Here is a 23,242-nt window from a genome sequence, read left to right as displayed (position 1 = left end):
CGGCCATGCCGAAGCGGACGGATATCAAGTCGATCATGATCATCGGCGCGGGTCCCATTGTGATCGGGCAGGCATGTGAATTCGACTACTCTGGCGCGCAAGCCTGTAAGGCGCTCCGGGAAGAAGGGTACCGGGTCATCCTCGTGAACTCGAACCCGGCAACGATCATGACCGATCCGGGGCTTGCAGACGCCACATATATCGAACCCATCACGCCCGAGATGGTTGCCAAGATCATCGAAAAGGAACGCCCAGACGCGCTCTTGCCGACCATGGGTGGCCAAACCGGCCTGAACACCTCGCTCGCGCTCGAAGAAATGGGTGTGCTTGAGAAATTCGGTGTCGAGATGATCGGCGCAAAGCGTGATGCGATCGAAATGGCAGAAGATCGCAAACTCTTTCGCGAAGCCATGGACCGACTGGGTATTGAAAACCCCAAGGCCACCATCGTCACAGCACCAACCAATGATGACGGCTCCGCCGACCTGAACGCCGGGGTGCAAATCGCCCTCGACGCGCTCGAAGAGATTGGCCTGCCTGCCATCATCCGCCCCGCCTTTACGCTCGGCGGCACAGGCGGGGGCGTGGCCTATAACCGCGAAGACTACGAATACTACTGCCGGACCGGCATGGACGCCTCTCCGGTCAATCAGATCCTCGTCGATGAATCGCTCTTGGGCTGGAAAGAATACGAGATGGAGGTCGTCCGCGACACCGCGGACAACGCCATCATCGTCTGTTCCATCGAAAACGTGGACCCGATGGGCGTGCATACGGGCGACTCGATCACTGTCGCACCCGCTCTGACGCTCACGGACAAAGAATACCAAATCATGCGCAACGGCTCGATCGCCGTTCTGCGCGAGATCGGGGTCGAAACCGGCGGGTCGAACGTGCAATGGGCGATCAATCCTGCCGATGGCCGCATGGTCGTGATCGAAATGAACCCGCGCGTGTCGCGCTCGTCGGCTCTGGCCTCCAAAGCCACCGGCTTCCCCATCGCCAAGATCGCCGCGAAACTGGCCGTGGGCTACACGCTGGACGAACTCGACAACGACATCACCAAGGTGACGCCCGCGTCCTTTGAGCCCACAATCGACTACGTCGTCACCAAGATCCCGAAATTCGCGTTCGAGAAATTCCCGGGAGCCGAGCCGGTCCTGTCCACCGCGATGAAATCCGTCGGCGAAGTCATGTCCATCGGCCGCACCTTCCACGAGTCTGTGCAAAAAGCGCTGGCATCGATGGAATCCGGCCTGACCGGCTTTGACGAGGTGGAAATCGAAGGCGCGCCAGACAAGGCCGCCATCGTCAAAGCCATCTCGGTCCAGACCCCGGACCGCATGCGCACGATCGCGCAGGCCATGCGCCACGGCCTGACCGACGATGAAATCCAAGCCGCAACCGCATTTGACCCATGGTTCCTCGCCCGCATCCGCGAGATCATCGACGCAGAGGCCGGCATCCTCGCCAACGGTCTGCCCACCGATGAAAAGGGCCTGCGCGCGCTGAAAATGCTGGGCTTCACCGATGCCCGCCTCGCCGCGCTGACCGGCCAAACGGAAACCGACGTGCGCAATACCCGCCACGCCGCAGGCGTCACCGCCGTCTTCAAACGCATCGACACCTGCGCCGCTGAGTTCGAGGCTCAAACCCCCTATATGTACTCGACCTACGAGACACCCGTGATGGGCGACGTCGAATGCGAGGCGCGGCCATCGGACGCCAAAAAGGTCGTCATCCTCGGCGGCGGCCCCAACCGCATCGGACAAGGGATCGAGTTCGACTATTGCTGCTGCCACGCCTGTTTCGCGCTGACCGAGCAGGGCTATGAAACCATCATGGTCAACTGCAACCCCGAGACCGTGTCGACCGACTACGACACTTCCGACCGGCTCTATTTCGAACCGCTGACCTTTGAACACGTGATGGAAATCCTGCGGGTTGAGCAGGAAAACGGCACGCTGCACGGTGTGATCGTGCAATTTGGCGGACAGACCCCTCTGAAACTCGCCAACGATCTTGAGGCGGCTGGCATCCCGATCCTCGGTACATCACCCGACAGCATCGACTGGGCCGAGGATCGCGAACGGTTCCAGGCGCTGGTGGATGATCTGGACCTGAAACAGCCCAAGAATGGCATCGCCCATTCGGATGCCGAAGCGCTCGAAATCGCCTCCGACATCGGCTTCCCGCTCGTTATTCGCCCCTCTTACGTTCTGGGCGGCCGCGCGATGGAGATTGTCCGCGATCAGGCGCAGCTGGAACGCTATATCTCCGAGGCTGTGGTTGTGTCGGGCGACAGCCCCGTCTTGCTCGACAGCTACCTCGACGGCGCGGTAGAGATTGACGTGGACGCCCTCTGCGACGGCACAGACGTCCACATCGCAGGCATCATGCAGCATATCGAAGAGGCCGGCGTACACTCAGGCGACAGCGCATGCTCGCTCCCGCCCTACTCACTGTCTGACGCCATCATCGCAGAGCTGCACACTCAAACCCGCGCCCTCGCTTTGGCGCTCAAAGTGCGTGGCCTGATGAACGTGCAATACGCAGTGAAAGACGGCGTGATCTACCTGATCGAGGTGAACCCACGTGCCTCACGCACCGTCCCCTTCGTGGCCAAAGCGGTCGACAGCCCAATTGCCGCCATCGCTGCCCGCGTCATGGCCGGTGAGCCACTATCAAACTTCGACCTCGTCGACCCGAACATCGACACCTACGCCGTGAAAGAGGCCGTCCTCCCCTTCGCCCGCTTCCCCGGCGTCGACACGCTGCTCGGGCCAGAGATGCGTTCAACCGGCGAAGTCATGGGCTCCGACCCCAACTTCCACCGCGCGTTCCTCAAGGCACAGATGGGCGCGGGCGTGACCTTCCCGACCTCTGGGAAAGTGTTCCTGTCCATCAAACCCTCCGACAAGACGCCAACCCTGATCGACACCGCCCAAACACTGGTGAGCCTAGGCTTCACCCTCGTCGCCACCTCCGGCACCGCCGCCTACCTCTCCGACGCAGGGATCGCCTCCGAACTCGTCAAAAAAGCCTACGAAGGCCGCCCCAACATCGTCGACCTCATGAAAGACGGCGAGATAGCGTTGGTGATGAACACGACCGAAGGCGCACAGGCGGTCGAGGACTCACGCTCGATGCGCAACGTGGCGTTGATGGACCGCATTCCGTATTTCACGACGCTGGCCGCAAGCCATGCGGCGGCAAAGGCTATGGAAGCCGGGGCTGAGGGTGATTTGGGCGTTCGGAGCTTGCAGGAGTAGAGAAAACTATTCGCCAAGAGCGTCGAATAGATCTTCCATATAAAGTTCGATGTTGTGGTCTTTCACTCCGCTGCGAGACAACAAACCAGTAATCCAATGAATTGCTTTCACTGTTGTGTCGCCCTCCAGTTCATAAACAACGCTGCTGTCAGATGTGCTGATGTATCCATCCATCCAGTACCCGAGATACTCCGGCGGGACGCCTGGTACTATATCTCCTGAGCGTACAAGGACGTTTGGCAAAGTTAGGTGACGCGTGGAGCCTCCCGTAAAAAGCCTAGGTTGACCAAAAGTGTAAGACTCAAGTCGTGCCTTATTCAATATCTCGTCCCAAAGCGTGGATCCCAAGACGTTTCCGGCGGACGATGTGCAGATAGAACACCTGGATGACAAAGCCATTACAATTGCTCCGCCAAGCGAATGGCCCGAAAAAACAATCTTCTTGAACTGATAAACATTCAGCGTCGATGAAACTTCCTCAATCAACCTGTCGAGAATTTCTTCTGTGGCGGCGAAGAACCCTTGATGAGCGGCACCACTCGTACCGCATGCTGTGGAAAAGCGCGTTTTCCTTGCATCTAAATTGGTTAACCAATCGTAAGCTTTTTGCGTTCCTCTGACTGTAACGAATAGAATTCCGTCTTGCATTAACCCCACCGCAACGGCTTGTCGGGTTGAAATCTCAAAAACAATTGGCAGGTCCGCTCCAGCGGTCAGGTCAGAAACGGAAACCGTCAAACCTTGACGCACTATTTCTTGGTATGCTTCACATGGTACCAACTTGACGCGATCTAGATTTCGCCTCTCGAACTCCGGGATTGACAGATATGCAATCTTGGACATCAAACTTGCGTATGACGCTTTTTCTAGACTGTAAACTTCATTCGACCAATCACAGTTTCTGAAGGATTTCCACACTCTGTGCGTCGGAAACCAATCCGTTATAGGCATAATTAATTCTCCAAACGATAGTTTAGCCAATCACTTGTTTAATAAGAAATATGCGGCAGGAGAATTTCAAGTGGTAACAACTCAATCTCGACTTATTTGGTTAAATTGAATAGGAAAAATCAAAAAAATCCAAATCAATTTTTTACTGAGCCGTGATTTCTCGATCTCCTTTCACACCCCCGCCGCCTTCCTCAACGCCGCATTCATCCGGCTCTGCCAGCCCGGGCCGTCGGCCTTGAAGGCCTCCACCACATCCGGGTCCAGCCGCAGGGACACGGGCACCTTGGTCTGCAACTGCTTGGGCCGCCCGCGTGTGACGGGGGTTGCGTCGATCGGGGACGCCCACGGCTCTTCGCTCATGTCAGGGGCGTCGTCGGGGTCAACCCATTCCTCGACAGTGGCGCTTTTGTTCCCGTTCATTGGCTTTCCTCAAACTTATGACACGGACCGTGTCGCCTCTTTCTGTCCAGACCAGAACGACCATCCGGCCATCCAGATATCCCATCGTAATCCAACGGGGTTCGCCGTAGTCCTCTCGCGTATCGCGCACGCTTTGATGCGCTACGCCAAAAATTTCATTGGCACGGTTCATGTCCAATCCGCGCCTCTCTAGCGTCAGCCGTCGCTTCTCAGCATCAAACTCAACACTGTTTTCCTGTATATACAATAATTCCGGCGCGCCCTGAAAACAAGGCTAGCGGGATCGTGCTTAACGCAGGGCAAAAGGGGGCAGCGGGGTGAGGCCTGCCCTTCGCTGCGGCATCGGGCATCACTCTCGCTAGACGCACCCTGCATGTGAGCGTAAACATCTGGCACTGGAGGACCGCGCATGTACCAACCCGCAATCACTGGATCAGGTGTTTTTACCCCCGAGCAGGTCATCACCAATGATGAGCTTGTCGTCGCCTTCAACGCTTATGCGGACAAGTGGAACGCAGAAAATGCCGCCGCCATTGAGGCAGGCGAGGTTGAGGCGATGTCCCACTCCAGCGCGGAGTTTATCGTGGCGGCATCGGGCATCGAGAACCGCTATGTCCTTGATAAATCGGGCATCCTGAACCCGAATATCATGCACCCTACTCTGCCCGCGCGCAGCGTTGAAGAGCCGTCTGTCATGGCCGAAATGGGCGTGGATGCCGCGCAAAAGGCGCTGGCGATGGCGGGCGTAGATGCGGCGGACATCGACTGCATTCTTTGTGCAGCCTCCAATCACGAACGCGCCTATCCGGCGATTGCCGTCGAAATCCAGCAGCTTTTGGGTGCGGGCGGTTTTGCCTATGACATGAATGTTGCCTGTTCCAGCGCCACGTTCGGGCTGCAATCGGCCTGCGACATGGTTCGCACGGGGTCCGTGAAAAAGGCGCTAGTGATCTGCCCCGAGATTTGCTCGGCCCACCTCGAGTGGCGCGACCGGGATTGTCACTTTATCTTTGGCGACGTGGCCACGGCCTTGGTGATCGAACGGGACGAGGACGCGAAGGGCGACAAGTTCCTCGTGAAATCCACCCGCTGTGCCACGCAGTTCTCGAACAACATCCGCAACAACAACGGCTATTTGCGGCGCACCCACGGCCAAATGGAAGACCGTCGCGACATGCAGTTCATGCAGAATGGGCGCAAGGTGTTCAAAGAGGTACTGCCTTTGGTCAGCCGCCACATCGCCGACCATCTAAGCGATGAAGGCGTCTCGAATACGGACCTCAAACGCCTCTGGCTGCATCAGGCGAACAAGACGATGAACGACTATATCGGGAAAAAGGTGCTGGGCCGTGATCCTGAGCCGGGCGAGCAACCCAACATCCTGCAGGACTATGCCAACACGTCCTCCGCCGGATCAGTCATCGCATTCGCCAAGCATTCCGCCGATATGAAACCCGGCGACAAAGGCCTGATCTGCTCGTTCGGTGCGGGCTATTCGGTCGGCTCTGCCATTCTGGAGCGCGCATAATGAGCCGGGTTATCGCCATCACTGCCTTGCTGACGCTCGCCGCCTGCGGTGTGCCGTTTGTGCCGCTGATCTAACCGCTACTTTTTGCTGACGCGTTTGTGGACTGCCTCTAGGCTTTCCACGCGTTCAGAATACCGGTCCGTCAGCATCGGCGTCCGGGCACGCGTCATCAAAGTGAACCGCGCCAGTTCCTCCATTACATCGACAATGCGATTGTAGAGAGGCGACGGTTTCATGCGCCCGTTTTCGAACTCCAACCACGCCTTTGGCACGCTCGACTGATTTGGGATCGTCACCATGCGCATCCAGCGACCCAGAATGCGCATCTGGTTAACAGCGTTAAAGCTCTGCGAGCCGCCCGAGACCTGCATCACCGCCAGGGTCTTGCCCTGTGTGGGGCGGATGCCGCCAATCGGGGCCAAAGGTATCCAGTCGATCTGGGTTTTCATGACACCCGTCATGGCCCCGTGACGTTCGGGTGATGACCAGACCATGCCCTCAGACCACATCACCAGATCGCGCAGTTCCTGCACCTTTGGGTGTGTGTCGGATGTTTCATCCGGCAGCGGCAATCCTGTGGGGTCAAAGAACCGTGTCTCACAGCCCAACGCCCGCAAGATACGCGCGCCTTCTTCCGCGGCTCCACGCGAATAGCTGCTGCTGCGCAGTGATCCGTACAAAAGCAAGATACGTGGCGGGTGCCCGTCATCTCCCGGCCCGACGAGGGCTGGGATATCAAGTGGTTGGAGCTGTCCCGGAACGATGTTCGGCAGGTCAGATAGGTCCATGGCCTAGCTGGTTTCCTCTTCGAGATGCAGCTTCATTTCGATGAGGACCTGTTGCAGCGCCGTCGTTTCCCGCAAGAGGCGCTTGGCCTCATTCACGGTGATGATGCCGTCTTCGATGGACTGGTGGTATTCGCTCATCAGCATGGCAAAGCGCTGCGCCAAAGCCACCACATCCGAGTTCACCCCGTCAGAGGATGAATTGCGGCGTTCCTTGTCATAGGACACCGAAATGCCGTTCAGCTCTGCCAAGGCAGAGGTCACATGCGGATAGTTGGTCGCCGCCTCAAGCTGGGCGACAGTATCGACCGGCATGAACCGGTCGGCATGCTCTTCTGTATCGGCGTAATACCGGCCCAAGGTGGCCTTGGATTTCCCAGTGATTTGACAAGCGGCCTCAATGCCGACGGCCTTGACCAAAGCTTCGGTATGTTTCTTCAGATAGCTCCCGCTACCAGCCATTGCCTTGTCCTCTCACTTCGCACCGAACATAGCGTTTCGACGCTCCTATCAGGCGCATCATCCGCCCATTCCCCAAGTCCTGCGCAGTGGCATATGCCAGTACGATTTCCATGGGGGAAACGTCAAAGTCTTTTCCCATTAATGTTCCCCAAAGGATTTGTCATTCAGAAATCGACCCCGGTTGTTGGGGTCGCGTTGGTCTGCTCCCCCGTAGGCCGGTAATGAGTGGTCCGTTATGCCGACGTCGGCAGGGGGGTGGCGTCTCCGGGCATCCGGATCTGCATAGCGGGCCTGTTGGTTAAACAAGGTGTCTCTTCCATCCCCAAGGGTCCTTTCCCGGGAGATGCCGAACCAACGGGTCCGACCTATGCCTTAGGTCAGATCCGGCGGCTGTACGGGTTTCGGCCCGGTTGCCGAGTATCGTGTTTGCAACGTCCCAGGCCTGGCGGTAGGGACATCTGGCCTGCCGATCACCGGGTAAACCGGGGCGGCAGGCCATTTCATTTGGATCGGCCGAGTGGGGGATGCAGCCATGGCAAAGCTCTATTTTCACTATTCCACGATGAATGCTGGAAAATCGACGCTGCTGCTGCAAGCGTCCTACAACTACATCGAGCGCGGGATGGAGACATACCTGCTGACGGCGAGCTTCGATGATCGCTCCGGGACCGCCAAAATCGGAAGCCGGATCGGGATCGAGGCCGAGGCTGATACTTATACGGCGGACGAGGACCTGTTTACCAAGATAGCGGATCGCCTGTCGCGCGGACCCTGCGCCTGTGTTCTGGTGGACGAAGCACAGTGGTTGAGCCGGGATCAGGTCTGGCAACTGGCGCGGGCGGTGGATGACCTGCGGGTGCCGATCATGTGTTATGGCCTGCGCGTGGATTTCCGCGGCGAGTTGTTTCCGGGTTCATCGGCCCTCTTGGCACTGGCCGATGAAATGCGCGAAGTGCGCACGATCTGCCATTGCGGGAAAAAGGCCACCATGGTCATCCGCACCGATGCGAACGGCAACGCCCTCAAAGAGGGCGCTCAGGTCGAGGTCGGCGGAAACGAACGGTATGTCTCGCTATGCCGAAAGCACTTTCGCGAAGCGATGGGCGACCTGTAGGGCAAAAAAACCTTCGAAAGCTTGGTCTACACGACCAAACTTACACAGCGTTTGGCAGTTCCTCACCAGCCGCGAAGGCCCGGATATTTGCCACCGCCATCAGTCCCATGTCGACGCGCACCTCTAACGCAGCGGTGCCCAGATGCGGCAGCAGCGTGACGTTTTCCATATTGATGAGGGCCTGTGGCACGTCAGGTTCACGTTCATAGACATCGAGACCAGCGCCCGCCAACTGACCGGCCTGCAACGCCTCAATCAAAGCGGCCTCGTCCATAACATCGCCGCGCGCGATGTTGACCAATACGCCATGAGGCTGCATCGCAGCCAAGGCTTTCGCATCAATCATGTGGCGCGTTTCTGCTCCGCCGGGCATGGCAAGGACAATCACATCGGCCGCACCCATAACCGCATGCAACGAGGGCAGCTGCGTCGCCGGGAAATCCACCTCTTTCTGAGATCGGTTGTGAAACACAACTTGCATTCCAAATCCGAAATGGCACCGGCGCGCGATAGCCTGACCGATGCGCCCCATGCCGATGATGCCCACGGTTTTGCCTGACATATGCATGCCAAGCATCTGCGTGGGGTGCCACCCGGCCCATTGACCGCCGCGAACCATCCGCTCACCCTCGCCCGCGCGGCGACAGGCCATGAGCATTAACGTCAGAGCGATGTCCGCCGTGGCGTCTGTTACGGCGCCAGGCGTATTGGTCACAGCCAGTCCAGCGGCCTGCGCGGCGGCCACGTCGATATGGTTATAACCAACACCAAAGTTCGCCAGAAGCTTGCACCTGATCGACCCGGTGAATGCCTCTGCGGACAGAGCGTCACCAAGCGTCGGCAACAGAATGTCATACGCAGCCAGCGCCGCCGCGATCTCGTCTACGGTCATAGGTACGTTGCTGTCGCGTACCGTCACATCCAAACCTGACAGACCCTCGATCACCTGCTTTGGCAGAGGTCGTGTTACGAGCACTTTCATCAATACAGTCTCCCGCCCAATGGCACGTCCAGATCAGGTTTCAGCAACACCACTTCGCCATCTTCGTCCGGCACCCCCAGAACCAGAATTTCAGACATGAACTTGCCGATTTGCCGTGGTGGAAAGTTCACAACCGCCATAACACGACGCCCGATCAACGCCTCTGGCACATAGTGTTTGGTAATCTGCGCAGAGGATTTCTTGACGCCAAGCTCGTCGCCGAAATCGACCCAGACCTTGATCGCGGGCTTACGCGCCTCGGGGTAAGGTTCGGCTTGCACGATCTGACCCACGCGGATGTCGACCTTGAGGAAATCATCAAAGCTGATTTCGGGTGTCTTATCCATCCTGAGACAGTTCCTTGGATCGGTTGGTGGCTGCGGCGACAGTGCGCCCGAGCAACGGACCTAGCCCGTCGGTGCCATCCATCAAAACTTCTAGTCCGGCTTGGGTCGTCCCGTTCGGGCTTGTGACATTCACACGCAACTGGGTTGGATCGTCCTCGGACTGCATCGCCAAGGCACCTGCGCCTGCAACTGTGGCCTTGGCCAGTTCCATCGACAACTCAGGTGGCAGGCCCTGCGCCTCGCCAGCAGCGGCGAGGCATTCGATCATGTGAAACACATAGGCGGGGCCGGAACCGGACACGCCTGTGACGGCATCCATCTGGGCCTCGGCGCTGAGGCGCACGGTCTGGCCTACGGCGGAGAGCAGACCTTCGGCCATGTCCAAATGCGTTGATGTGGTCCGGTCGTTGCCGATCAAGGCGGTGATCCCCTGACCGACTGCCGCAGGCGTATTGGGCATTGCGCGTACCACGGGTGTGCTTGCCCCAAGAATCTCGGCATAGGTCGCCAGGGACGTTCCGGCAGCCACAGAGACAAACAGTGTCTCGCCGCCGCCCATACTTGCGAGACTTGGCAACGCGTCGGCCATCATCTGCGGTTTCACGGCGATCAGCACGATGGCTGGCGCAGCGGGCATGTCGCCGTTGAGCGTTGCACCGGTGGACTGCACCCATTCAGACGGATTCGGGTCGTTGATCCAGACCGATGACGGTGACAGGCCAGAGGCCAACCATCCGGCCAACATCGCCGATCCCATCTTGCCGCAGCCCAAAAGGACCAGACCACGGCCTTCAATTTCAGAGAAATCCAATTGCGCCCCTCCCCTGCGACGGTTCAGGGCACAGGGTTACGCGCGGCCGTAAGCCTCTGCAATGGCAACCTTAAGCGCGTCCTCGACCTCGCGTTCGCCCCATGTGACCAGTTGGAAGGCTGGGTAGTAGCGTTCGGCGCTCATGACGGCGGCGCTGATCATCGTGTCAATCTGATCGGCGCTGGCCACCTGCCCCCCGGCGAGGATCAGACCATAGCGGTAGACCATCAGGTTCTGTTCCGCCCAATAACTGAATGCCCCGGCCCAGCAGTTGTCATTGACCCGGTTCAATGCATCCATCAGATGACCAATCCGGTGCTCTGGCGGCTCCATGTCAAAGGTGCAGATCAGGCGCAGAGTTTCGTCATAGCCAGACCACGCCAAAGTGATTGAGTAGGTGCGCCACTGACCTTCGACAGCCATTGCGATCTGGTCATCGGCAATCCGGTCGAACTCCCAATCCTGATGGTTTGCGATGTGTTCGACAATATCAATCGGGTGAAGGTCCTCGATTTGCATGAACTCTTCAGTCACTGCCATGGCGCGCCCCTTTCGGGTTATGGCCCTTTGGATGTGACAGCACCCAAGGGCTGGTTGGCTGCTCTACAGAGGGCGGGGTGTCCGCCTCTCCATACAACTTATGGTGCGCGGGGATGACATTTCTGTAAAGCACTAATTTTGGGGACAACTGCGGTATGTTGTGGAGAAGTCCCAGTCACGCGCGAAATATAGGCAGTTGTCAGGCGCGGGTGTTCTAGGTCTCTGTGCGCCTGCGTGCTCGATCAAACACCACAAACAGGACCGCCCAAGCGATCCTCAAACGCTTCGGGTCGCGCACCCGCAAGAATATCAGACGGGTCAACGACAACGTCCGACACAGTCTCTTGGAGTTGAACAGACAGGTCAATCCATTCGACTCTCAGGTTCTGGAAGACGAGCTGACCTTCGATATTTTCCGGGACATAGATTTCACCATCCAACCCACGCTTTAGGTCGCGAAAATCCACGCCGCCAGATGAACTGACGACCGAGGGAATTCCACCAACAATATTCGGGCGCGTATCGTCGAATACAGTCACATGGGCAGTCTGGAACATATCAATACAAGCCGCTCCGGAACACTCGACAGCATACCCAGCACTGTCGTCTACCGAGAGTTGCAACGTCCAGCCATCATTTGGTTCAACCGCAAATGCATCGAGCACAGCCTTGGCCCGGTCCGCCCGGAGCACAAGCGCGCTACCTTCGTCAAGGTTCTCTGTATAACCTGAATTATTCCCAACAATCTGAACCGTCGGTTTACTGCTCGCAAAAAATGCCTCGCGGATTTTCTGAACAGCGTCCCGGGCATCTGTGTCGAGGCTCGCGCTTTTTTCGGGAAACGGAACAATCACCTCGGCGACCTTGGTTTCCGTATTGTCGTTCGTCAATCTTCCCCGCCAGTTCAGGCTGTAGCCTTCATAAACATCTGTCCGGTCCGGGTCGATGACATGAAGGACAGCGTAGCGGCCTGTACATGACCGGATGCCCGGAAAAAAGGCCGAATGAAAGGGGTCCGGCCTTTCATACCAAGCCTGATCATCTGAGTCTGCTGACGGGAATATTTTCAAGCTGGCGAGTTTGTCCGGCGCGTGCGTCAGTTCCGCGACAAAGATTTCAGGGTCGTCGGTCGCGAGGATGCGTGACACCTCGAGCCCCCGCGGCGCGTAAATATTCGTATAGAACCAATAGCTCCATCCAGACACCAGCGTTGCAACCAACGCAGCCGCGAGGATAAGCGGCCACCGCAAATTCGCTGCGCTGATCTGGTCACCGCCAATACCGACGAAGGCCCCGCTGGTGTTGTCGGCGACTTCTGCTGCAGCAATAAACGTTTGAGCTTCTGCCCATGTGCGCCAAAAGCGAAAGTACGCGGTGATCAAGAACACCGCCAGAAAGACAATTGGTCCAAGGTAAAGCAACGTATTCGACGAAATGACCCGCATGAACCAAGCGGATGTCCCTGTGTCAAATACCTCATCAATCAACTGAAACGCGCCCAGTACACCTACAGGGTCATCAAACCCGAAGAGGTTTGCACTACGTGACGAAAGCACCACCACAACGAACAGGAACGAGGCAACCACAGCCGAAAAGCACGCAGTCCCAGCCGCCCACATCACGCGCCACCGCAGGACAGCCACGTATTGCAAAACGACGTGTCGGTCGTATCGAATTCGGCTTTGGGGTCGCATTTGAAATCAGCTCAAAAAATGACTTGTGTCCAATTTGGCCAGATTTCGGTTAAATGCAACTGAGGGTTTACTTGCCCTCCAGCGCCTCAAGCCGTGCCTTGAGCGCTTCGTTCTCTTCACGCGCTTTCTGAGCCATCGCGCGGACGGCGTCGAATTCTTCGCGCGTGACGAAATCGCGGTCCGCCAACCAGCGATCCATCATCGACTTCATCGCGGTTTCGGCTTCATCTTTGGCACCTTGGGCGACACCCATGGCGTTTGTCATCAATTGGCTGATGTCGTCCATGATCTTGGAACGGGTCTGCATGGGTCTCTCCTATGTCGTTGACCGGCATATGGCGTCACCGGGCGCAAATCTCAAGTTCGCCAATCCGCGCAGGGCCAAGTTGATCGCGATTGGATTGACTTCGCCGGACACCAACGCTCAATGCGGGCATGAGTTTCGCGATCCCCTTTCCAAACATCTCGCCGGAGATTTTCAGCATTGGGCCGTTTGCGCTCCGCTGGTACGCGCTGGCTTATATCGTAGGTATCCTGATTGCCTGGTGGATGATGGCACGCGCCGTACGCACGCCGCGTCTTTGGCCAAACGGGCAAGCCCCGGCGACCGCCGATCAAATCGGGGATTTTGTCACGTGGGCCATCATCGGCATCATCGTCGGCGGGCGTCTGGGCTTTGTGTTGTTTTACGAGCCTGCCTATTACCTGCAAAACCCGCTCCAGATCCCTCAGATCTGGCAGGGCGGCATGGCGTTCCACGGCGGGTTTCTGGGTGTCGTCGTGGCGGGGCTTTGGTTTTGCCGCAAAAATGGAATCCCGATCCCGCAGATGGCCGACTTGATTGCCTATGGCACTCCCCCTGCCTTGGCGCTCGGGCGTATCTCGAACTTCATCAATGCCGAGCTTTGGGGCCGCCCGACCGATGCACCGTGGGGTGTGGTTTTTCCCGGACCGATGGCGCAGGATTGCCCCGGCATCGTCGGGCTCTGCGCGCGCCATCCATCGCAACTTTATGAGGCGGCTCTCGAAGGCGTCGTGCTTTGCCTATTGCTGATCTGGGTCGTCTACCGCGCGCGTGGCTTTTTCCGCACGGGTCTGGTGCTGGGCCTGTTTGTCGGTGGCTATGGCGTCGCCCGGTTTATTGTCGAGTTCTACCGGCAAGCCGACGCGCAATTCATTACACCGGACAACCCGATGGGTTGGGTCCTACAGGCCGGCCCGGTGGGCGTATCCATGGGCCAGCTTTTGTCGCTGCCCATGATCCTTTTCGGTTTGGTCATGGTGATCTGGAGCCTGAAATGGCAGGCCCGCACATGACATTGCGCGACCTCCTGATCTCCGAAATCTCGGCCAATGGGCCATTGACGCTGGCACAATTCATGGAGCGGGCGCTGTTGGACCCGGACCATGGCTATTACAGCAACCGTGACCCCTTGGGGCAGGCGGGCGATTTCACGACCGCGCCCGAAATCAGTCAGATGTTCGGGGAACTGCTTGGTCTAGCGCTGGCGCAATCCTGGCTGGATCAGGGCGCACCGTCACCGTTTGTGCTCGCAGAGCTTGGCCCCGGGCGCGGCACGCTGATGGCGGACATCCTGCGCGCGACGGCGGCGGTGCCGGGGTTTGCCAAGGCCGCCCAAGTGACGTTTGTCGAACAGTCACCTGTGTTGCGCACCGCCCAAGCGACCCGCGTCCCAGACGCCAACTGGGTGACGGACATCGACGATCTGCCTGATGGTCCGCTGTTCCTGATTGCCAATGAATTCTTTGATGCCCTTCCCATTCACCAATTCCGTCGGGACGGACAGGCGTGGCGGGAAAAGCTGGTCGGCATTCATGCCGGGGCATTGGTATTCGGCTGGTCGGAAGCCACCCGCCAACGCGCCTTGGCTCCAAGGCTCGCAGACACGAAAGACGGCGATATTGTCGAATACTGTCCCGAGGCCCAGCGCATCACCGCCAAAATCTCGGAGCGTCTGCAGCAATGCCCAGGTGCCGCGGTTATCATCGACTACGGTGACTGGCGCTCCTTGGGTGACACGTTTCAGGCCCTGGCGAACCACCAAACAGCCGACCCGCTTTCCGCGCCCGGCACCGCCGACCTGACGGCGCATGTTGATTTCGCCGCGCTGTCAGAAGCCGCGCTTGGGACCCGCGTCAGCCGCATGACGCCGCAGGGGGTTTTTCTTGAACGGCTCGGCATCACGCCGCGTGCGCAAACACTTGCCCGCCAACTGACAGGACCAGCGCTTGATGCGCATATTGCAGCGCATCGCCGCTTGACCCACCCCGATGAGATGGGCCACCTCTTTAAGGGGATCGCACTGGTCCCGACGGGCGCCGCCATGGTGCCCGGATTCGACGGCAGCTCAGAGGAACAGGCGGGGATGGCCGATGGCTCTTGAGATCATAACAGCCGACGGGCTGGACGGCATACGCCATGGGTTCTTCACTCGGCGTGGCGGCGCATCCTCTGGTGTCTTCAACGCTTTAAATTGCGGCATGGGATCATCGGATCAGGCCGAGATCGTTCAAATGAACCGCGCCCGCGTCGCCGAGGCGATCGGCGTTCCGCACAGCGATCTCATCACCCAGTATCAGGTGCACTCTGCTGATGTCGTCACAGTGCGAAGCGCACAGGACCGCGACGAGACCGCCGATGCCATGGTGACCAATGTTCCTGGCTTGGCCCTTGGGATCCTGACCGCCGATTGCCAGCCAATCCTGTTTGCCGACACACAAGCTGGTGTCGTCGGCGCGGCCCATGCCGGATGGAAAGGCGCACGACAGGGTGTGATTGAGACCACGGTCGCTGCTATGGAGGCGTTGGGCGCGGACCGGGGGCAAATCCGCGCTGCGATTGGTCCGTCCATCTCGCAGGCCGCCTATGAGGTGGGACCGGAGTTCTTTGAAGCCTTTGTCGATGACGACCCAGAGACATCGCGCTTTTTTGCCAACGGCAAGGATGGTCGGTACCAATTCGATCTGACCGGCTATGGACTGCAATGTCTGCGCGACGCAGGCGTCGAGACCGCGGAATGGACACGTCACTGCACCTATGCCGATCCCGCGCGCTTTTTCTCTTATCGCCGCTCAGTCCATGCCAAAGAAGCGGATTACGGTCGCCTGATCTCGGTCATCCGGCTTTAGCCAGGCAAGGCAAATCAGGCAGCGTTTCCAGATTTGCCACAATCTGGCACAAAATCATCGAAAACTATCCCAATCGGGACAAACGCCAGCCCCAATGGACTGCGATTGTCGTGCCAACGCACAGACAAAAGACGGAGCAGTGCCATGACAGGACGTAAAAAATGGATGGCTGCCATGATCGCCGAGGCCAAGAAAGACCTCCCGGCTTTGCCATTCACGCGGCAGGCGCGGGCCGCCAAACCGGGCGCCGCACGAATCGTGGTTAAGAAATCGGCGGCCTGACGCCCCCGCGCGAGATCTGACCCAGACCCACCGGGAAGGCCAAATGTGGCAAGGCTGCGGCGCGGCTGGAAACAAAACCAAACAGATTAAAACGATTGGCCTGCTTTGCGGGCCAATCGTTTTTGTTTTTTGACCTAAGCGCCGCAAATGCTCTTTTTGATCTCATATTGATTGTCGCGAGACTGACCGTGGGGGCCAGCATCGCATCGCCGAAAGGTTGTAACGATGAACCGCCCCCTGCCCGCCGGATTGCCGGCGTCACAACTGTCTTCGCAGACGTCCTCTCTGGCCGAAGTTGGCCAATTCGCTCGTCCAGACAGGCGACCTCAGCGCTCCAAGCCTCTTATGCGCAAATACGAGGTCGCCTATCTCGCCTCAAATGGCGATGGCATGACCGCCGCGCGTATCGCTCCTGCGACGGTTACTTTTGAAACTGCTTTCATGGCCTTCGCGCGCGGTACGCTGATCCAGACCTCAGATGGATATGTCGCCGTCGAAGACCTGTTTCCCGGCATGGACATCATGACCGCCGATCAGGGGCCACAACCCCTGATGTGGATGGGTGCCACAACCATCGTGCCCGGCGCTCCGGGCCAGACAGAGGCAGCAACCCGCCTCACCCGCATCGCAACAGAAACCTTCGGCCCCGGTCGCCCCACGCAAGACCTCATGCTGGGCTACGGCGCGCGCCTGTTCCGCGCGACGCACCGCGACCATCCGATGGGTCATTTCAAAAAGGCCAGCGAATTGATCGACGGGATGTCGGCTGTCGATATCTATCCGCCCTCGCCTGTGCGCGTGTTCCACCTTGCGCTGAAGGGACATGCGCGTCTGATCGCAAACGGTGTCGAAGTCGAAAGCTTTCATCCCGGCGCGCTCAACGGGCTACGGGCACGCAGCGATCTGGAAGCGCTCTACCTGTCGCTCTTTCCGCATGTGCGCTCGATCGAGGAATTTGGCCCTATGGCCTATCCGCGTGACGTCGATGACCTCAAGGGGACCGATCCGCTGGTGTTGTACTAAGCTGAAGAGCGCGTGCTTCAGGCGTCCTTGGACAAGCGCGCCTCAAGCACGTCAAATGGCACGCCGGGATCGTCCTTGGCCCCGCGGATGACCAGCGATGTCTTCACACTCGCCACGTTGTCGGCCTTCAACAGGTCTTCCGTCAGGAAGGACTGAAAGGTCGACAGATCCGGTGCCACGCATTTCAGCAGAAAATCGACTTCGCCATTGAGCATGTGGCACTCACGCACCAGCGGCCATGACTTGCAGCGCTGTTCAAATGCGCTCAGGTCTGCTTCGGCTTGCGAAACGAGGCCAACATTGGCAAACACCTTCACCTCAAAGCCCAGCGCGCGCGCATCGACCTCGGCATGATACCCTTTGATGTAACCATCTTCCTCCAGCGTGCGCACCCGACGCAGGCAAGGTGGGGCCGATATGCCGACTCGCTTGGCCAGCTCGACATTGGTCATCCGCCCATCGGCCTGAAGCTCCGCAAGGATCATCCGGTCAATATCGTCTAAACGGTGCGCGGCCATGCTGCAGTAGTCTCCCTAGTCGGGAGTTTCCTTATCTTGCACGCTCAGTATGCGCAACAATGTTTCAGCAAACAGCAATAAAATAACCCGAATATTTTTCTGCATTGCGGCAGGGCCCGCCCCTGTCGCGGCCCGGTCTGCGCCAACTGCTCGGTTGCGCTTGGCCCCGCGCCCGCCTAAATCAAACCCCAACGCATGTGGGGAATGTCATGGCTGAGACGCGCAAAACCAAGGTACTGATCATCGGCTCGGGTCCTGCGGGCTATACGGCTGGCGTCTATGCAAGCCGCGCCATGCTGGAGCCTATTCTGGTACAGGGGATCGAACCGGGTGGCCAGCTGACCACAACAACCGAGGTCGAAAACTGGCCGGGCGATACAGAGGTCCAAGGCCCTGACCTGATGGTGCGCATGGAAGCCCATGCCAAAGCCATGGGATGCGAGATCGTCGGCGACATCATCACATCGGTCGATTTTTCCAAGCGCCCCTTTGTCTGCCAATCCGACAGCGGCACGCAATACGTGGCCGACGCCATCATCCTCGCCACTGGCGCGCGCGCGAAATGGCTTGGCCTGCCATCGGAAGAAAAGTTCAAGGGCTTTGGCGTCAGCGCCTGCGCAACCTGTGACGGGTTCTTCTACCGGGGTCAGGAAATTGTTGTCGTCGGCGGCGGCAACACCGCCGTGGAAGAGGCACTCTTCCTCACGAACTTTGCGTCCAAGGTCACCTTGGTCCACCGCCGTGACGAATTGCGATCCGAGAAAATCCTTCAGGACCGCCTTTTCAAGAATCCCAAGATCGAGCCGCTCTGGTTCCACGAGATTGAAGAGGTCGTTGGCACAGACAGCCCGCTGGGCGTCGAAGGCGTCCGGGTGAAACACACCCAAACGGGCGAAATCACCGAAATCCCTGCAAAGGGTGTTTTCATTGCCATCGGTCATGCGCCAGCCAACGAGCTGGTGAAGGATGTGCTGGAGACCCACATGGGCGGCTACGTCGTGACCAAACCAGACAGCACCGAAACATCGATCCCCGGGGTTTTCGCCGCAGGCGACCTGACCGACCACAAATACCGTCAGGCTGTCACATCGGCTGGCATGGGCTGCATGGCCGCGCTCGAAGCCGAGCGCTTTCTTGCAGAACATGACGAAGCGGAACGTGAAGAGGTGACAGAGCCACTTGGCTACGGCGCAGAGGTGCAGGCGTAATCAACGCCTGCCGCGCCGCCGTATTGGCCCCCACAATCCTACGAATATGATGGCTCTTTGACGCCGCAATCCCCTGAACCGGGGATACCTGATCCTGTCCTGTGCGCGGTACACCGCGAGAAACGGACAGGAGACAAACGTGCCGATTTCAAAGATACGCGCTGCATGCGCGGTTTTATTTGGCCTTTGTGCCGCCCCTGTGGCGGCTCAGAATGCCACATTCATTCAGACCATCGACATCACCGCCGGTATGGATGTCACGTATAATACAACGCTCGCCACAGGCGACCGGTTGCAGTTTTTCTATCAAGACGGCGGTGGTGTTGGAAATGTCCCCGGACTGGAAAGCCTGACCGTCACGATCAATGGGGCCACCCAATGTCAGAATGCGGCCTGCGACGGCGACAGCCAGACAATCGCCTCTGACGGACCGGTCGCAATCCGCGTCCAAGGTCAGGCGCGGAGCAATCAACCCTTCCGTTTCTATATCCAATGCAACAGCACGGGCGCCAATGGCTGTGTCGTGAATTCGGTCACGGGCGGAGCCACCGGTGGCGGTGGCTCTGGCGGTGGTTCTGGCGGTGGCTCCGGGTCGCCAGCAACTCCGACGCCCAGTAACGCCTCCGCAGCCAAAGCTGCCGCGGCCTCTGGCGCGGCCTCATCGGGCGCGGCAGGACAGGCCATCACAGCCGCCATGGCTGCCCGCAACGGCGGAGCCCCCCTTAGCGTGACGCGCAATGCCATGTTCTTTGCGGCTCCATCCAATGATCTTGGTCGAAACATCTGGGGCAGCCTGACCTACCAATCCATCGGTGGCGATATTGACGGGCAAGGCGCTGACCTGACCTTTGGCATCGATGTCTTTTCCACCGATATGATGGCCCTTGGGCTCGCGCTCTCTTATGGCGATCACGAGATCGAAGTCGCAGGCGTCACATATGACACAACGGCCTTGGCTGTCGGCCCCTACGTTTCTGCCCGGATCACGGACACCCTGACGACGGACGCCTATATTCTATATGCCGAACCAGATTACGACGTCGGCGCGATCAGCTACTCCAGCGATCGCATCATGGCAGGGATCGATTTGAACATGAGCTATGCAATCGGCACGACAGACGGCACAGCCTACGCACGCATCTCGGGCTTTGCAGAAGACCTGCCAAGCAAAGCACCCGGTGGCGCGCGTGATGTGTCTCAGGTCATGGCGTCTTTCGGCTCGCGCTTCGACTTTGCAAACATGGGCGGCATCAGCCCCTACGCAGTGCTCGGCGTCGACTTTATCCGCTTTGATGACGGCGCGACGGAAACCTCAAGCACATCCCCCCGCATCGGCTTTGGCTTCAGCCAAGAGCTTGGCGCGGGCGCACTGACGATGGACATCATGGGCAATGAGGTCTTCGAGGACGCGCGCTCCGTGCGGCTCAGCATCGGTTATTCGGCGGAGTTCTGACCTTGCGAGATGGCAGCGCAGCACGCACCGGCAGGACCACGGTCTCGGATAAACCTGAAGCCGTGGACGCCCGTCGCGCTGCCATCGACACCTATCTGGAGCTGACACGCACCACATTGCCCGCCGCTGCGACATCGCGTGGAAACTGGCCCATTCGCAATGATCACTGCTTTCAGCGCGTGATCCTGGATCAGATCTGTGCCGGCGTATGGTATGATCACATCCCGCGCCCTGCCTATCGTCACATGACCCAAGAGCAGACCGAGCACGCCGCAGCGCTCGCGCAGGCCATTCTTGATGGCACCGCCGATCTCGGAGCGTTGAACAGGCAATCCATTGCCTGGCGCAAGGCACGCAATACCTCTGCACCATGCCCAAGCGAACCTCGCCAAAAGATGCTCGATTTGTAGAAACGGCTGACGATCTGGACGAGGTCGTCACGGACAAACGCGCAGGCTGGCGCGCCAATCCGGCCAAGGCCCGACGCAGGCAACGGCGTTACAAGAAGAAACTGGTTGATGAGATCACCAGTCTCGCCCGTGACGGGCGTCTCGACGGTTTCGACGACTAGCGCCGCCTCACGCCTTCTATGTTTCGAAAATACTCGCGCCGCAGGCCTTAAATCCAAATTGGTCGGCACGGCCAATCGCGCCGCAGGCGCGCCCCCCTTGGTTGCAGCCAGCCTCGGCTGGCGAAGAAGGAGGTGGGAGGGGGGCACGCCCCGAAGGGACGCGCCCGTTTTGGATCAACCAACCAAGGCGTTGTCGTCACGCTTTACGGTCACGATCGCGGAGCGTGGCAGGCTGCCATCGCCGTCCGGGAATGGTGCGCCCGGGTGCTGGATGCCGACGAACATGGTGCGCTTGTCTGCGGACCAAGTGAGGCCGGTGACTTCACAGCCGTTTGGCCCGGTTAGGAAGCGGCGGATCTCGCCGGTGACGGGGTCGCCCGCAAGCATCTGGTTGTTGCCGTTGCCTGCGAAATCGCCCTCGTTGTCATCGTCGCCATCGGTTTGGATCCAGATGATGCCAGAGCTGTCGATCTGCATCCCGTCTGGTGAGTTAAAGAGGTTGCCCTCGTTCATGTTCGCAGTACCGGCATACTGATCCGCGTGCACGGTCGGGTTGCCGACCATGACATAGAGGTCCCAGTCAAAGGTTGCCGCACCGTGGTCGTCATTGTGCGGACGCCAGCGGACGATCTGACCGTAGCGGTTGATCTCGCGCGGGTTTGGCCCGTTCGGGATCATGGGCTCCCCTGCGGCGTTCGTACGGATTGACCCGTCTTCCTCGACCAACCCGCGACGCGAGTTGTTGGTCAGGCAGCAATAGGCCTCAACAGCCGTTGGATTCACGGCAATCCACTCGGGGCGGTCCATCGTGGTCGCGCTGACCTCGGTCGCCGCTTTACGGGTAAAGATCGCGATCTCGGCTTCGGTCATGCCGGTATCTTCGGGTGTCAGGGCAACCCAAGTGCCGGTCAGGTCGTCATTGAACTTGGCCACAAACAGCTGGCCTTCGGATAGTAGGGTCGAGGTGTCGCCACCCGGCACAAAGATGTCACGTGACACCCACTTGTACATGTATTCGCCACGCTCATCGTCACCCATATAGACGACAACCTGACCTTCGGGCGTCAGCGCGTAGGCGGCGTTCTCATGCTTGAAGCGGCCCAGCGCCGTGTGCTTGATCGGGGTCGCGTCTGGGTTCCAAGGGTCGATTTCGACGATATATCCTGCGCGGTGCGGCTCATTCGGATTCTGGCTGACGTCGAAACGCGCGTCCCACTTGTGATAGTCATAGCCCCAGCCGTCGGTGCCGATGCCGTAGCGCTTGTAACCTGCAACATTGACCTCTGGCAGGCCGTCATGGCTGCCGGTGGTGCTACCGAAGTAACCATTAAAGTTCTCTTCACAGGTCAGGTAGGTGCCCCAAGGTGTGCGGCCCGAGCCACAGTTGTTCAGCGTTCCCAGCGACATGGTGCCGGTTGGATCGGCGGAAGTTTTCAGGAGGTCGTGACCGGCGGCTGGACCGTCGATCTTCATTTCCGTGTTGTGCGTGATGCGGCGGTTGTACGGGCTGTCGACGACAACCTCCCAACCTGCGTCACCTTCGGTGACTTCCATCACCGTCACACCCTGGAAGTTCTGCAGGCGCAGCACGTCATCGGCAGAGGCTGGAATGCCCTCTTGCTCGGCAGGCAGGTTGATTTTTCGGTTCGTGTATTCGCTGTTCACGACGAGCAGTTCGGTGTCGCCCAAGTGGAACAGTTCCATCCCGTCGGTGTTTTCGCCGAACACGCGGTCCGATCCTTCAGTCGGGATACCGGTCTCAGCACTCCACTCTGGCGCGTCGCCAAACAGCGGATCACCCCAACGGACCAGAACGTCCCAGTTATACCCCTCTGGCACATGCACGGTGCCATCGGTCTGCGGCGCCAACTGTTCAAACGCAAAGCGCGACGCCTGACCGGCCATCGCGGTCGAGCCGTGCAGCATCCCCGTACCCATCACGGCAGCGCCCGATCCGAAAGCGAGCGCGCCGCTCAGGAAGCCACGGCGCGAGAGCGCGCTGTCAACGACACGGTCGAAATCCTGCACCTCATCGCGCGGGAACATCACCTCGTCCCAATCGTCAAAGCTCAGGTCGTGTTGCGGAGTTTTTGTCATTTGCTGGTGTCCTAAACTGGCTGAAAGCAAAACG

Annotated in this window: 25 protein-coding genes; 12 read left to right on the top strand and 13 right to left on the bottom strand. The window is 58.9% G+C overall.

The window, feature by feature from the left end; genetic code table 11:
• Nucleotides 1-5: 5 nt before the first annotated feature.
• A complete protein-coding gene (gene carB, locus FE702_RS16150) occupies nt 6-3,272 on the top strand; it encodes a carbamoyl-phosphate synthase large subunit (protein ID WP_147127341.1) in 3,267 nt (1,088 codons plus the stop codon).
• A gap of 6 nt (nt 3,273-3,278) precedes the next feature.
• On the opposite strand, the gene FE702_RS16145 is transcribed toward carB, so the two are convergent.
• The 3 genes from FE702_RS16145 to FE702_RS16135 all read right to left on the bottom strand — a co-directional run bounded on the left by FE702_RS16145 (nt 3,279) and on the right by FE702_RS16135 (nt 4,815).
• The gene (locus FE702_RS16145; RefSeq protein WP_186827124.1) at nt 3,279-4,115 is read right to left on the bottom strand and encodes a lipase family protein; all 837 of its coding nucleotides are present in this window, start codon (nt 4,113-4,115) and stop codon (nt 3,279-3,281) included.
• 279 nt (nt 4,116-4,394) lie between these two features.
• Nucleotides 4,395-4,643: a BrnA antitoxin family protein gene (locus FE702_RS16140; protein ID WP_147127339.1), complete on the bottom strand. Its 249-nt coding sequence runs from the start codon at nt 4,641-4,643 to the stop codon at nt 4,395-4,397.
• Nucleotides 4,603-4,815 carry a BrnT family toxin gene (locus FE702_RS16135; RefSeq protein WP_255449710.1) on the bottom strand — a complete coding sequence of 71 codons (213 nt, stop codon included), beginning with the start codon at nt 4,813-4,815 and terminating at the stop codon, nt 4,603-4,605. The genes FE702_RS16140 and FE702_RS16135 overlap by 41 nt, the downstream gene beginning before the upstream one ends.
• A 237-nt stretch (nt 4,816-5,052) precedes the next feature.
• Between FE702_RS16135 and FE702_RS16130 the strand changes: the two genes are divergently transcribed.
• Entirely contained in the window at nt 5,053-6,171 is a 1,119-nt protein-coding gene (locus FE702_RS16130; RefSeq protein ID WP_147127338.1) for a beta-ketoacyl-ACP synthase III, read from the top strand.
• Nucleotides 6,172-6,248: 77 nt separating this feature from the next.
• Here the strand turns inward: FE702_RS16130 and arsH are convergent, their stop codons facing one another.
• The gene (arsH, locus tag FE702_RS16125; protein WP_147127337.1) at nt 6,249-6,959 is read right to left on the bottom strand and encodes an arsenical resistance protein ArsH; all 711 of its coding nucleotides are present in this window, start codon (nt 6,957-6,959) and stop codon (nt 6,249-6,251) included.
• Between the two features lie 3 nt (nt 6,960-6,962).
• Nucleotides 6,963-7,418, bottom strand: a complete 456-nt coding sequence (locus FE702_RS16120; protein WP_147127336.1) for a hypothetical protein — start codon at nt 7,416-7,418, stop codon at nt 6,963-6,965.
• A gap of 532 nt (nt 7,419-7,950) precedes the next feature.
• Between FE702_RS16120 and FE702_RS16115 the strand changes: the two genes are divergently transcribed.
• The gene (locus FE702_RS16115; protein WP_147127335.1) at nt 7,951-8,532 is read left to right on the top strand and encodes a thymidine kinase; all 582 of its coding nucleotides are present in this window, start codon (nt 7,951-7,953) and stop codon (nt 8,530-8,532) included.
• Nucleotides 8,533-8,572: 40 nt separating this feature from the next.
• Here FE702_RS16115 and FE702_RS16110 read toward each other — a convergent pair whose 3' ends face one another.
• The 6 genes from FE702_RS16110 to FE702_RS16085 all read right to left on the bottom strand — a co-directional run bounded on the left by FE702_RS16110 (nt 8,573) and on the right by FE702_RS16085 (nt 13,213).
• On the bottom strand, nt 8,573-9,517 hold the full coding sequence (locus FE702_RS16110; protein WP_147127334.1) for a 2-hydroxyacid dehydrogenase: 945 nt from the start codon (nt 9,515-9,517) through the stop codon (nt 8,573-8,575).
• The gene (locus FE702_RS16105; RefSeq protein WP_147127333.1) at nt 9,514-9,861 is read right to left on the bottom strand and encodes a tRNA-binding protein; all 348 of its coding nucleotides are present in this window, start codon (nt 9,859-9,861) and stop codon (nt 9,514-9,516) included. Before FE702_RS16105 ends, FE702_RS16110 begins: the two co-directional genes overlap by 4 nt.
• Entirely contained in the window at nt 9,854-10,672 is an 819-nt protein-coding gene (gene proC / locus FE702_RS16100; RefSeq protein ID WP_147127332.1) for a pyrroline-5-carboxylate reductase, read from the bottom strand. The genes FE702_RS16105 and proC overlap by 8 nt, the downstream gene beginning before the upstream one ends.
• 36 nt (nt 10,673-10,708) lie before the next feature.
• Nucleotides 10,709-11,212, bottom strand: a complete 504-nt coding sequence (locus FE702_RS16095) for a type III secretion system chaperone family protein (RefSeq protein WP_147127331.1) — start codon at nt 11,210-11,212, stop codon at nt 10,709-10,711.
• A gap of 242 nt (nt 11,213-11,454) precedes the next feature.
• Nucleotides 11,455-12,906 carry a hypothetical protein gene (locus FE702_RS16090; protein WP_147127330.1) on the bottom strand — a complete coding sequence of 484 codons (1,452 nt, stop codon included), beginning with the start codon at nt 12,904-12,906 and terminating at the stop codon, nt 11,455-11,457.
• Between the two features lie 67 nt (nt 12,907-12,973).
• The gene (locus tag FE702_RS16085) at nt 12,974-13,213 is read right to left on the bottom strand and encodes an accessory factor UbiK family protein (protein WP_147127329.1); all 240 of its coding nucleotides are present in this window, start codon (nt 13,211-13,213) and stop codon (nt 12,974-12,976) included.
• A 128-nt stretch (nt 13,214-13,341) separates the two neighbouring features.
• On the opposite strand from FE702_RS16085, the gene lgt reads away from it, so the two are divergent.
• The 5 genes from lgt (at nt 13,342) to FE702_RS16065 (ending at nt 17,361) form a co-directional block, all read left to right on the top strand.
• Nucleotides 13,342-14,223 carry a prolipoprotein diacylglyceryl transferase gene (gene lgt / locus FE702_RS16080; RefSeq protein WP_147127328.1) on the top strand — a complete coding sequence of 294 codons (882 nt, stop codon included), beginning with the start codon at nt 13,342-13,344 and terminating at the stop codon, nt 14,221-14,223.
• Complete coding sequence (locus tag FE702_RS16075) at nt 14,205-15,311, top strand: class I SAM-dependent methyltransferase (protein ID WP_255449709.1); 1,107 nt, start codon at nt 14,205-14,207, stop codon at nt 15,309-15,311. Before lgt ends, FE702_RS16075 begins: the two co-directional genes overlap by 19 nt.
• Nucleotides 15,301-16,056: a peptidoglycan editing factor PgeF gene (pgeF, locus tag FE702_RS16070; RefSeq protein WP_147127327.1), complete on the top strand. Its 756-nt coding sequence runs from the start codon at nt 15,301-15,303 to the stop codon at nt 16,054-16,056. Before FE702_RS16075 ends, pgeF begins: the two co-directional genes overlap by 11 nt.
• Nucleotides 16,057-16,200: 144 nt before the next feature.
• Nucleotides 16,201-16,338: a hypothetical protein gene (locus FE702_RS18670; protein WP_186827122.1), complete on the top strand. Its 138-nt coding sequence runs from the start codon at nt 16,201-16,203 to the stop codon at nt 16,336-16,338.
• A gap of 225 nt (nt 16,339-16,563) precedes the next feature.
• Nucleotides 16,564-17,361, top strand: coding sequence for a Hint domain-containing protein (locus tag FE702_RS16065; protein ID WP_147127326.1), 798 nt, complete (start codon nt 16,564-16,566; stop codon nt 17,359-17,361).
• Between the two features lie 17 nt (nt 17,362-17,378).
• On the opposite strand, the gene FE702_RS16060 is transcribed toward FE702_RS16065, so the two are convergent.
• Nucleotides 17,379-17,879, bottom strand: coding sequence for an Lrp/AsnC family transcriptional regulator (locus FE702_RS16060; protein WP_147127325.1), 501 nt, complete (start codon nt 17,877-17,879; stop codon nt 17,379-17,381).
• Nucleotides 17,880-18,088: 209 nt separating this feature from the next.
• Here FE702_RS16060 and trxB point away from each other — a divergent pair, with 209 nt between their 5' ends.
• The 4 genes from trxB (at nt 18,089) to FE702_RS16030 (ending at nt 21,111) form a co-directional block, all read left to right on the top strand.
• On the top strand, nt 18,089-19,087 hold the full coding sequence (trxB, locus tag FE702_RS16055) for a thioredoxin-disulfide reductase (RefSeq protein WP_147127324.1): 999 nt from the start codon (nt 18,089-18,091) through the stop codon (nt 19,085-19,087).
• Nucleotides 19,088-19,226: 139 nt separating this feature from the next.
• Nucleotides 19,227-20,540: a hypothetical protein gene (locus tag FE702_RS18665; RefSeq protein WP_186827121.1), complete on the top strand. Its 1,314-nt coding sequence runs from the start codon at nt 19,227-19,229 to the stop codon at nt 20,538-20,540.
• A gap of 2 nt (nt 20,541-20,542) precedes the next feature.
• Nucleotides 20,543-20,950, top strand: a complete 408-nt coding sequence (locus tag FE702_RS18660) for a hypothetical protein (RefSeq protein WP_186827120.1) — start codon at nt 20,543-20,545, stop codon at nt 20,948-20,950.
• Nucleotides 20,911-21,111 (top strand): hypothetical protein, encoded by a 201-nt coding sequence (locus tag FE702_RS16030; RefSeq protein WP_147127321.1) that lies wholly within the window; start codon nt 20,911-20,913, stop codon nt 21,109-21,111. The genes FE702_RS18660 and FE702_RS16030 overlap by 40 nt, the downstream gene beginning before the upstream one ends.
• Before the next feature lie 174 nt (nt 21,112-21,285).
• Here the strand turns inward: FE702_RS16030 and FE702_RS16025 are convergent, their stop codons facing one another.
• Nucleotides 21,286-23,208 carry a PhoX family protein gene (locus tag FE702_RS16025; RefSeq protein ID WP_147127320.1) on the bottom strand — a complete coding sequence of 641 codons (1,923 nt, stop codon included), beginning with the start codon at nt 23,206-23,208 and terminating at the stop codon, nt 21,286-21,288.
• Between the last annotated feature and the right edge of the window lie 34 nt (nt 23,209-23,242).

Origin of the sequence: Shimia ponticola (assembly GCF_007995215.1) — a bacterium.
GTDB classification, from domain to species: Bacteria; Pseudomonadota; Alphaproteobacteria; order Rhodobacterales; family Rhodobacteraceae; genus Shimia_B; species Shimia_B ponticola.
The sequence above is the reverse complement of the archived record's forward strand: the minus strand, read 5'-3'. Positions and strand labels throughout refer to the sequence as shown.

Excerpts from the sequence above, each read along its gene's own strand:
- FE702_RS16075 (WP_255449709.1), top strand. The coding sequence starts at position 14,205 with ATGGCAGGCCCGCACATGACATTGCGCGACCTCCTGATCTCCGAAATC.
- FE702_RS16085 (WP_147127329.1), bottom strand. The coding sequence starts at position 13,213 with ATGCAGACCCGTTCCAAGATCATGGACGACATCAGCCAATTGATGACA.
- FE702_RS16140 (WP_147127339.1), bottom strand. The coding sequence starts at position 4,643 with ATGAACGGGAACAAAAGCGCCACTGTCGAGGAATGGGTTGACCCCGAC.
- FE702_RS16145 (WP_186827124.1), bottom strand. The coding sequence starts at position 4,115 with ATGTCCAAGATTGCATATCTGTCAATCCCGGAGTTCGAGAGGCGAAAT.
- trxB (WP_147127324.1), top strand. The coding sequence starts at position 18,089 with ATGGCTGAGACGCGCAAAACCAAGGTACTGATCATCGGCTCGGGTCCT.
- carB (WP_147127341.1), top strand. The coding sequence starts at position 6 with ATGCCGAAGCGGACGGATATCAAGTCGATCATGATCATCGGCGCGGGT.
- FE702_RS16065 (WP_147127326.1), top strand. The coding sequence starts at position 16,564 with ATGAACCGCCCCCTGCCCGCCGGATTGCCGGCGTCACAACTGTCTTCG.
- FE702_RS16030 (WP_147127321.1), top strand. The coding sequence starts at position 20,911 with ATGCCCAAGCGAACCTCGCCAAAAGATGCTCGATTTGTAGAAACGGCT.
- FE702_RS16090 (WP_147127330.1), bottom strand. The coding sequence starts at position 12,906 with ATGCGACCCCAAAGCCGAATTCGATACGACCGACACGTCGTTTTGCAA.
- lgt (WP_147127328.1), top strand. The coding sequence starts at position 13,342 with ATGAGTTTCGCGATCCCCTTTCCAAACATCTCGCCGGAGATTTTCAGC.
- FE702_RS16135 (WP_255449710.1), bottom strand. The coding sequence starts at position 4,815 with ATGAACCGTGCCAATGAAATTTTTGGCGTAGCGCATCAAAGCGTGCGC.
- FE702_RS16095 (WP_147127331.1), bottom strand. The coding sequence starts at position 11,212 with ATGGCAGTGACTGAAGAGTTCATGCAAATCGAGGACCTTCACCCGATT.
- FE702_RS16130 (WP_147127338.1), top strand. The coding sequence starts at position 5,053 with ATGTACCAACCCGCAATCACTGGATCAGGTGTTTTTACCCCCGAGCAG.
- FE702_RS16060 (WP_147127325.1), bottom strand. The coding sequence starts at position 17,879 with ATGGCCGCGCACCGTTTAGACGATATTGACCGGATGATCCTTGCGGAG.
- FE702_RS16105 (WP_147127333.1), bottom strand. The coding sequence starts at position 9,861 with ATGGATAAGACACCCGAAATCAGCTTTGATGATTTCCTCAAGGTCGAC.
- FE702_RS16120 (WP_147127336.1), bottom strand. The coding sequence starts at position 7,418 with ATGGCTGGTAGCGGGAGCTATCTGAAGAAACATACCGAAGCTTTGGTC.
- FE702_RS18670 (WP_186827122.1), top strand. The coding sequence starts at position 16,201 with ATGACAGGACGTAAAAAATGGATGGCTGCCATGATCGCCGAGGCCAAG.
- FE702_RS16115 (WP_147127335.1), top strand. The coding sequence starts at position 7,951 with ATGGCAAAGCTCTATTTTCACTATTCCACGATGAATGCTGGAAAATCG.
- FE702_RS16025 (WP_147127320.1), bottom strand. The coding sequence starts at position 23,208 with ATGACAAAAACTCCGCAACACGACCTGAGCTTTGACGATTGGGACGAG.
- arsH (WP_147127337.1), bottom strand. The coding sequence starts at position 6,959 with ATGGACCTATCTGACCTGCCGAACATCGTTCCGGGACAGCTCCAACCA.
- pgeF (WP_147127327.1), top strand. The coding sequence starts at position 15,301 with ATGGCTCTTGAGATCATAACAGCCGACGGGCTGGACGGCATACGCCAT.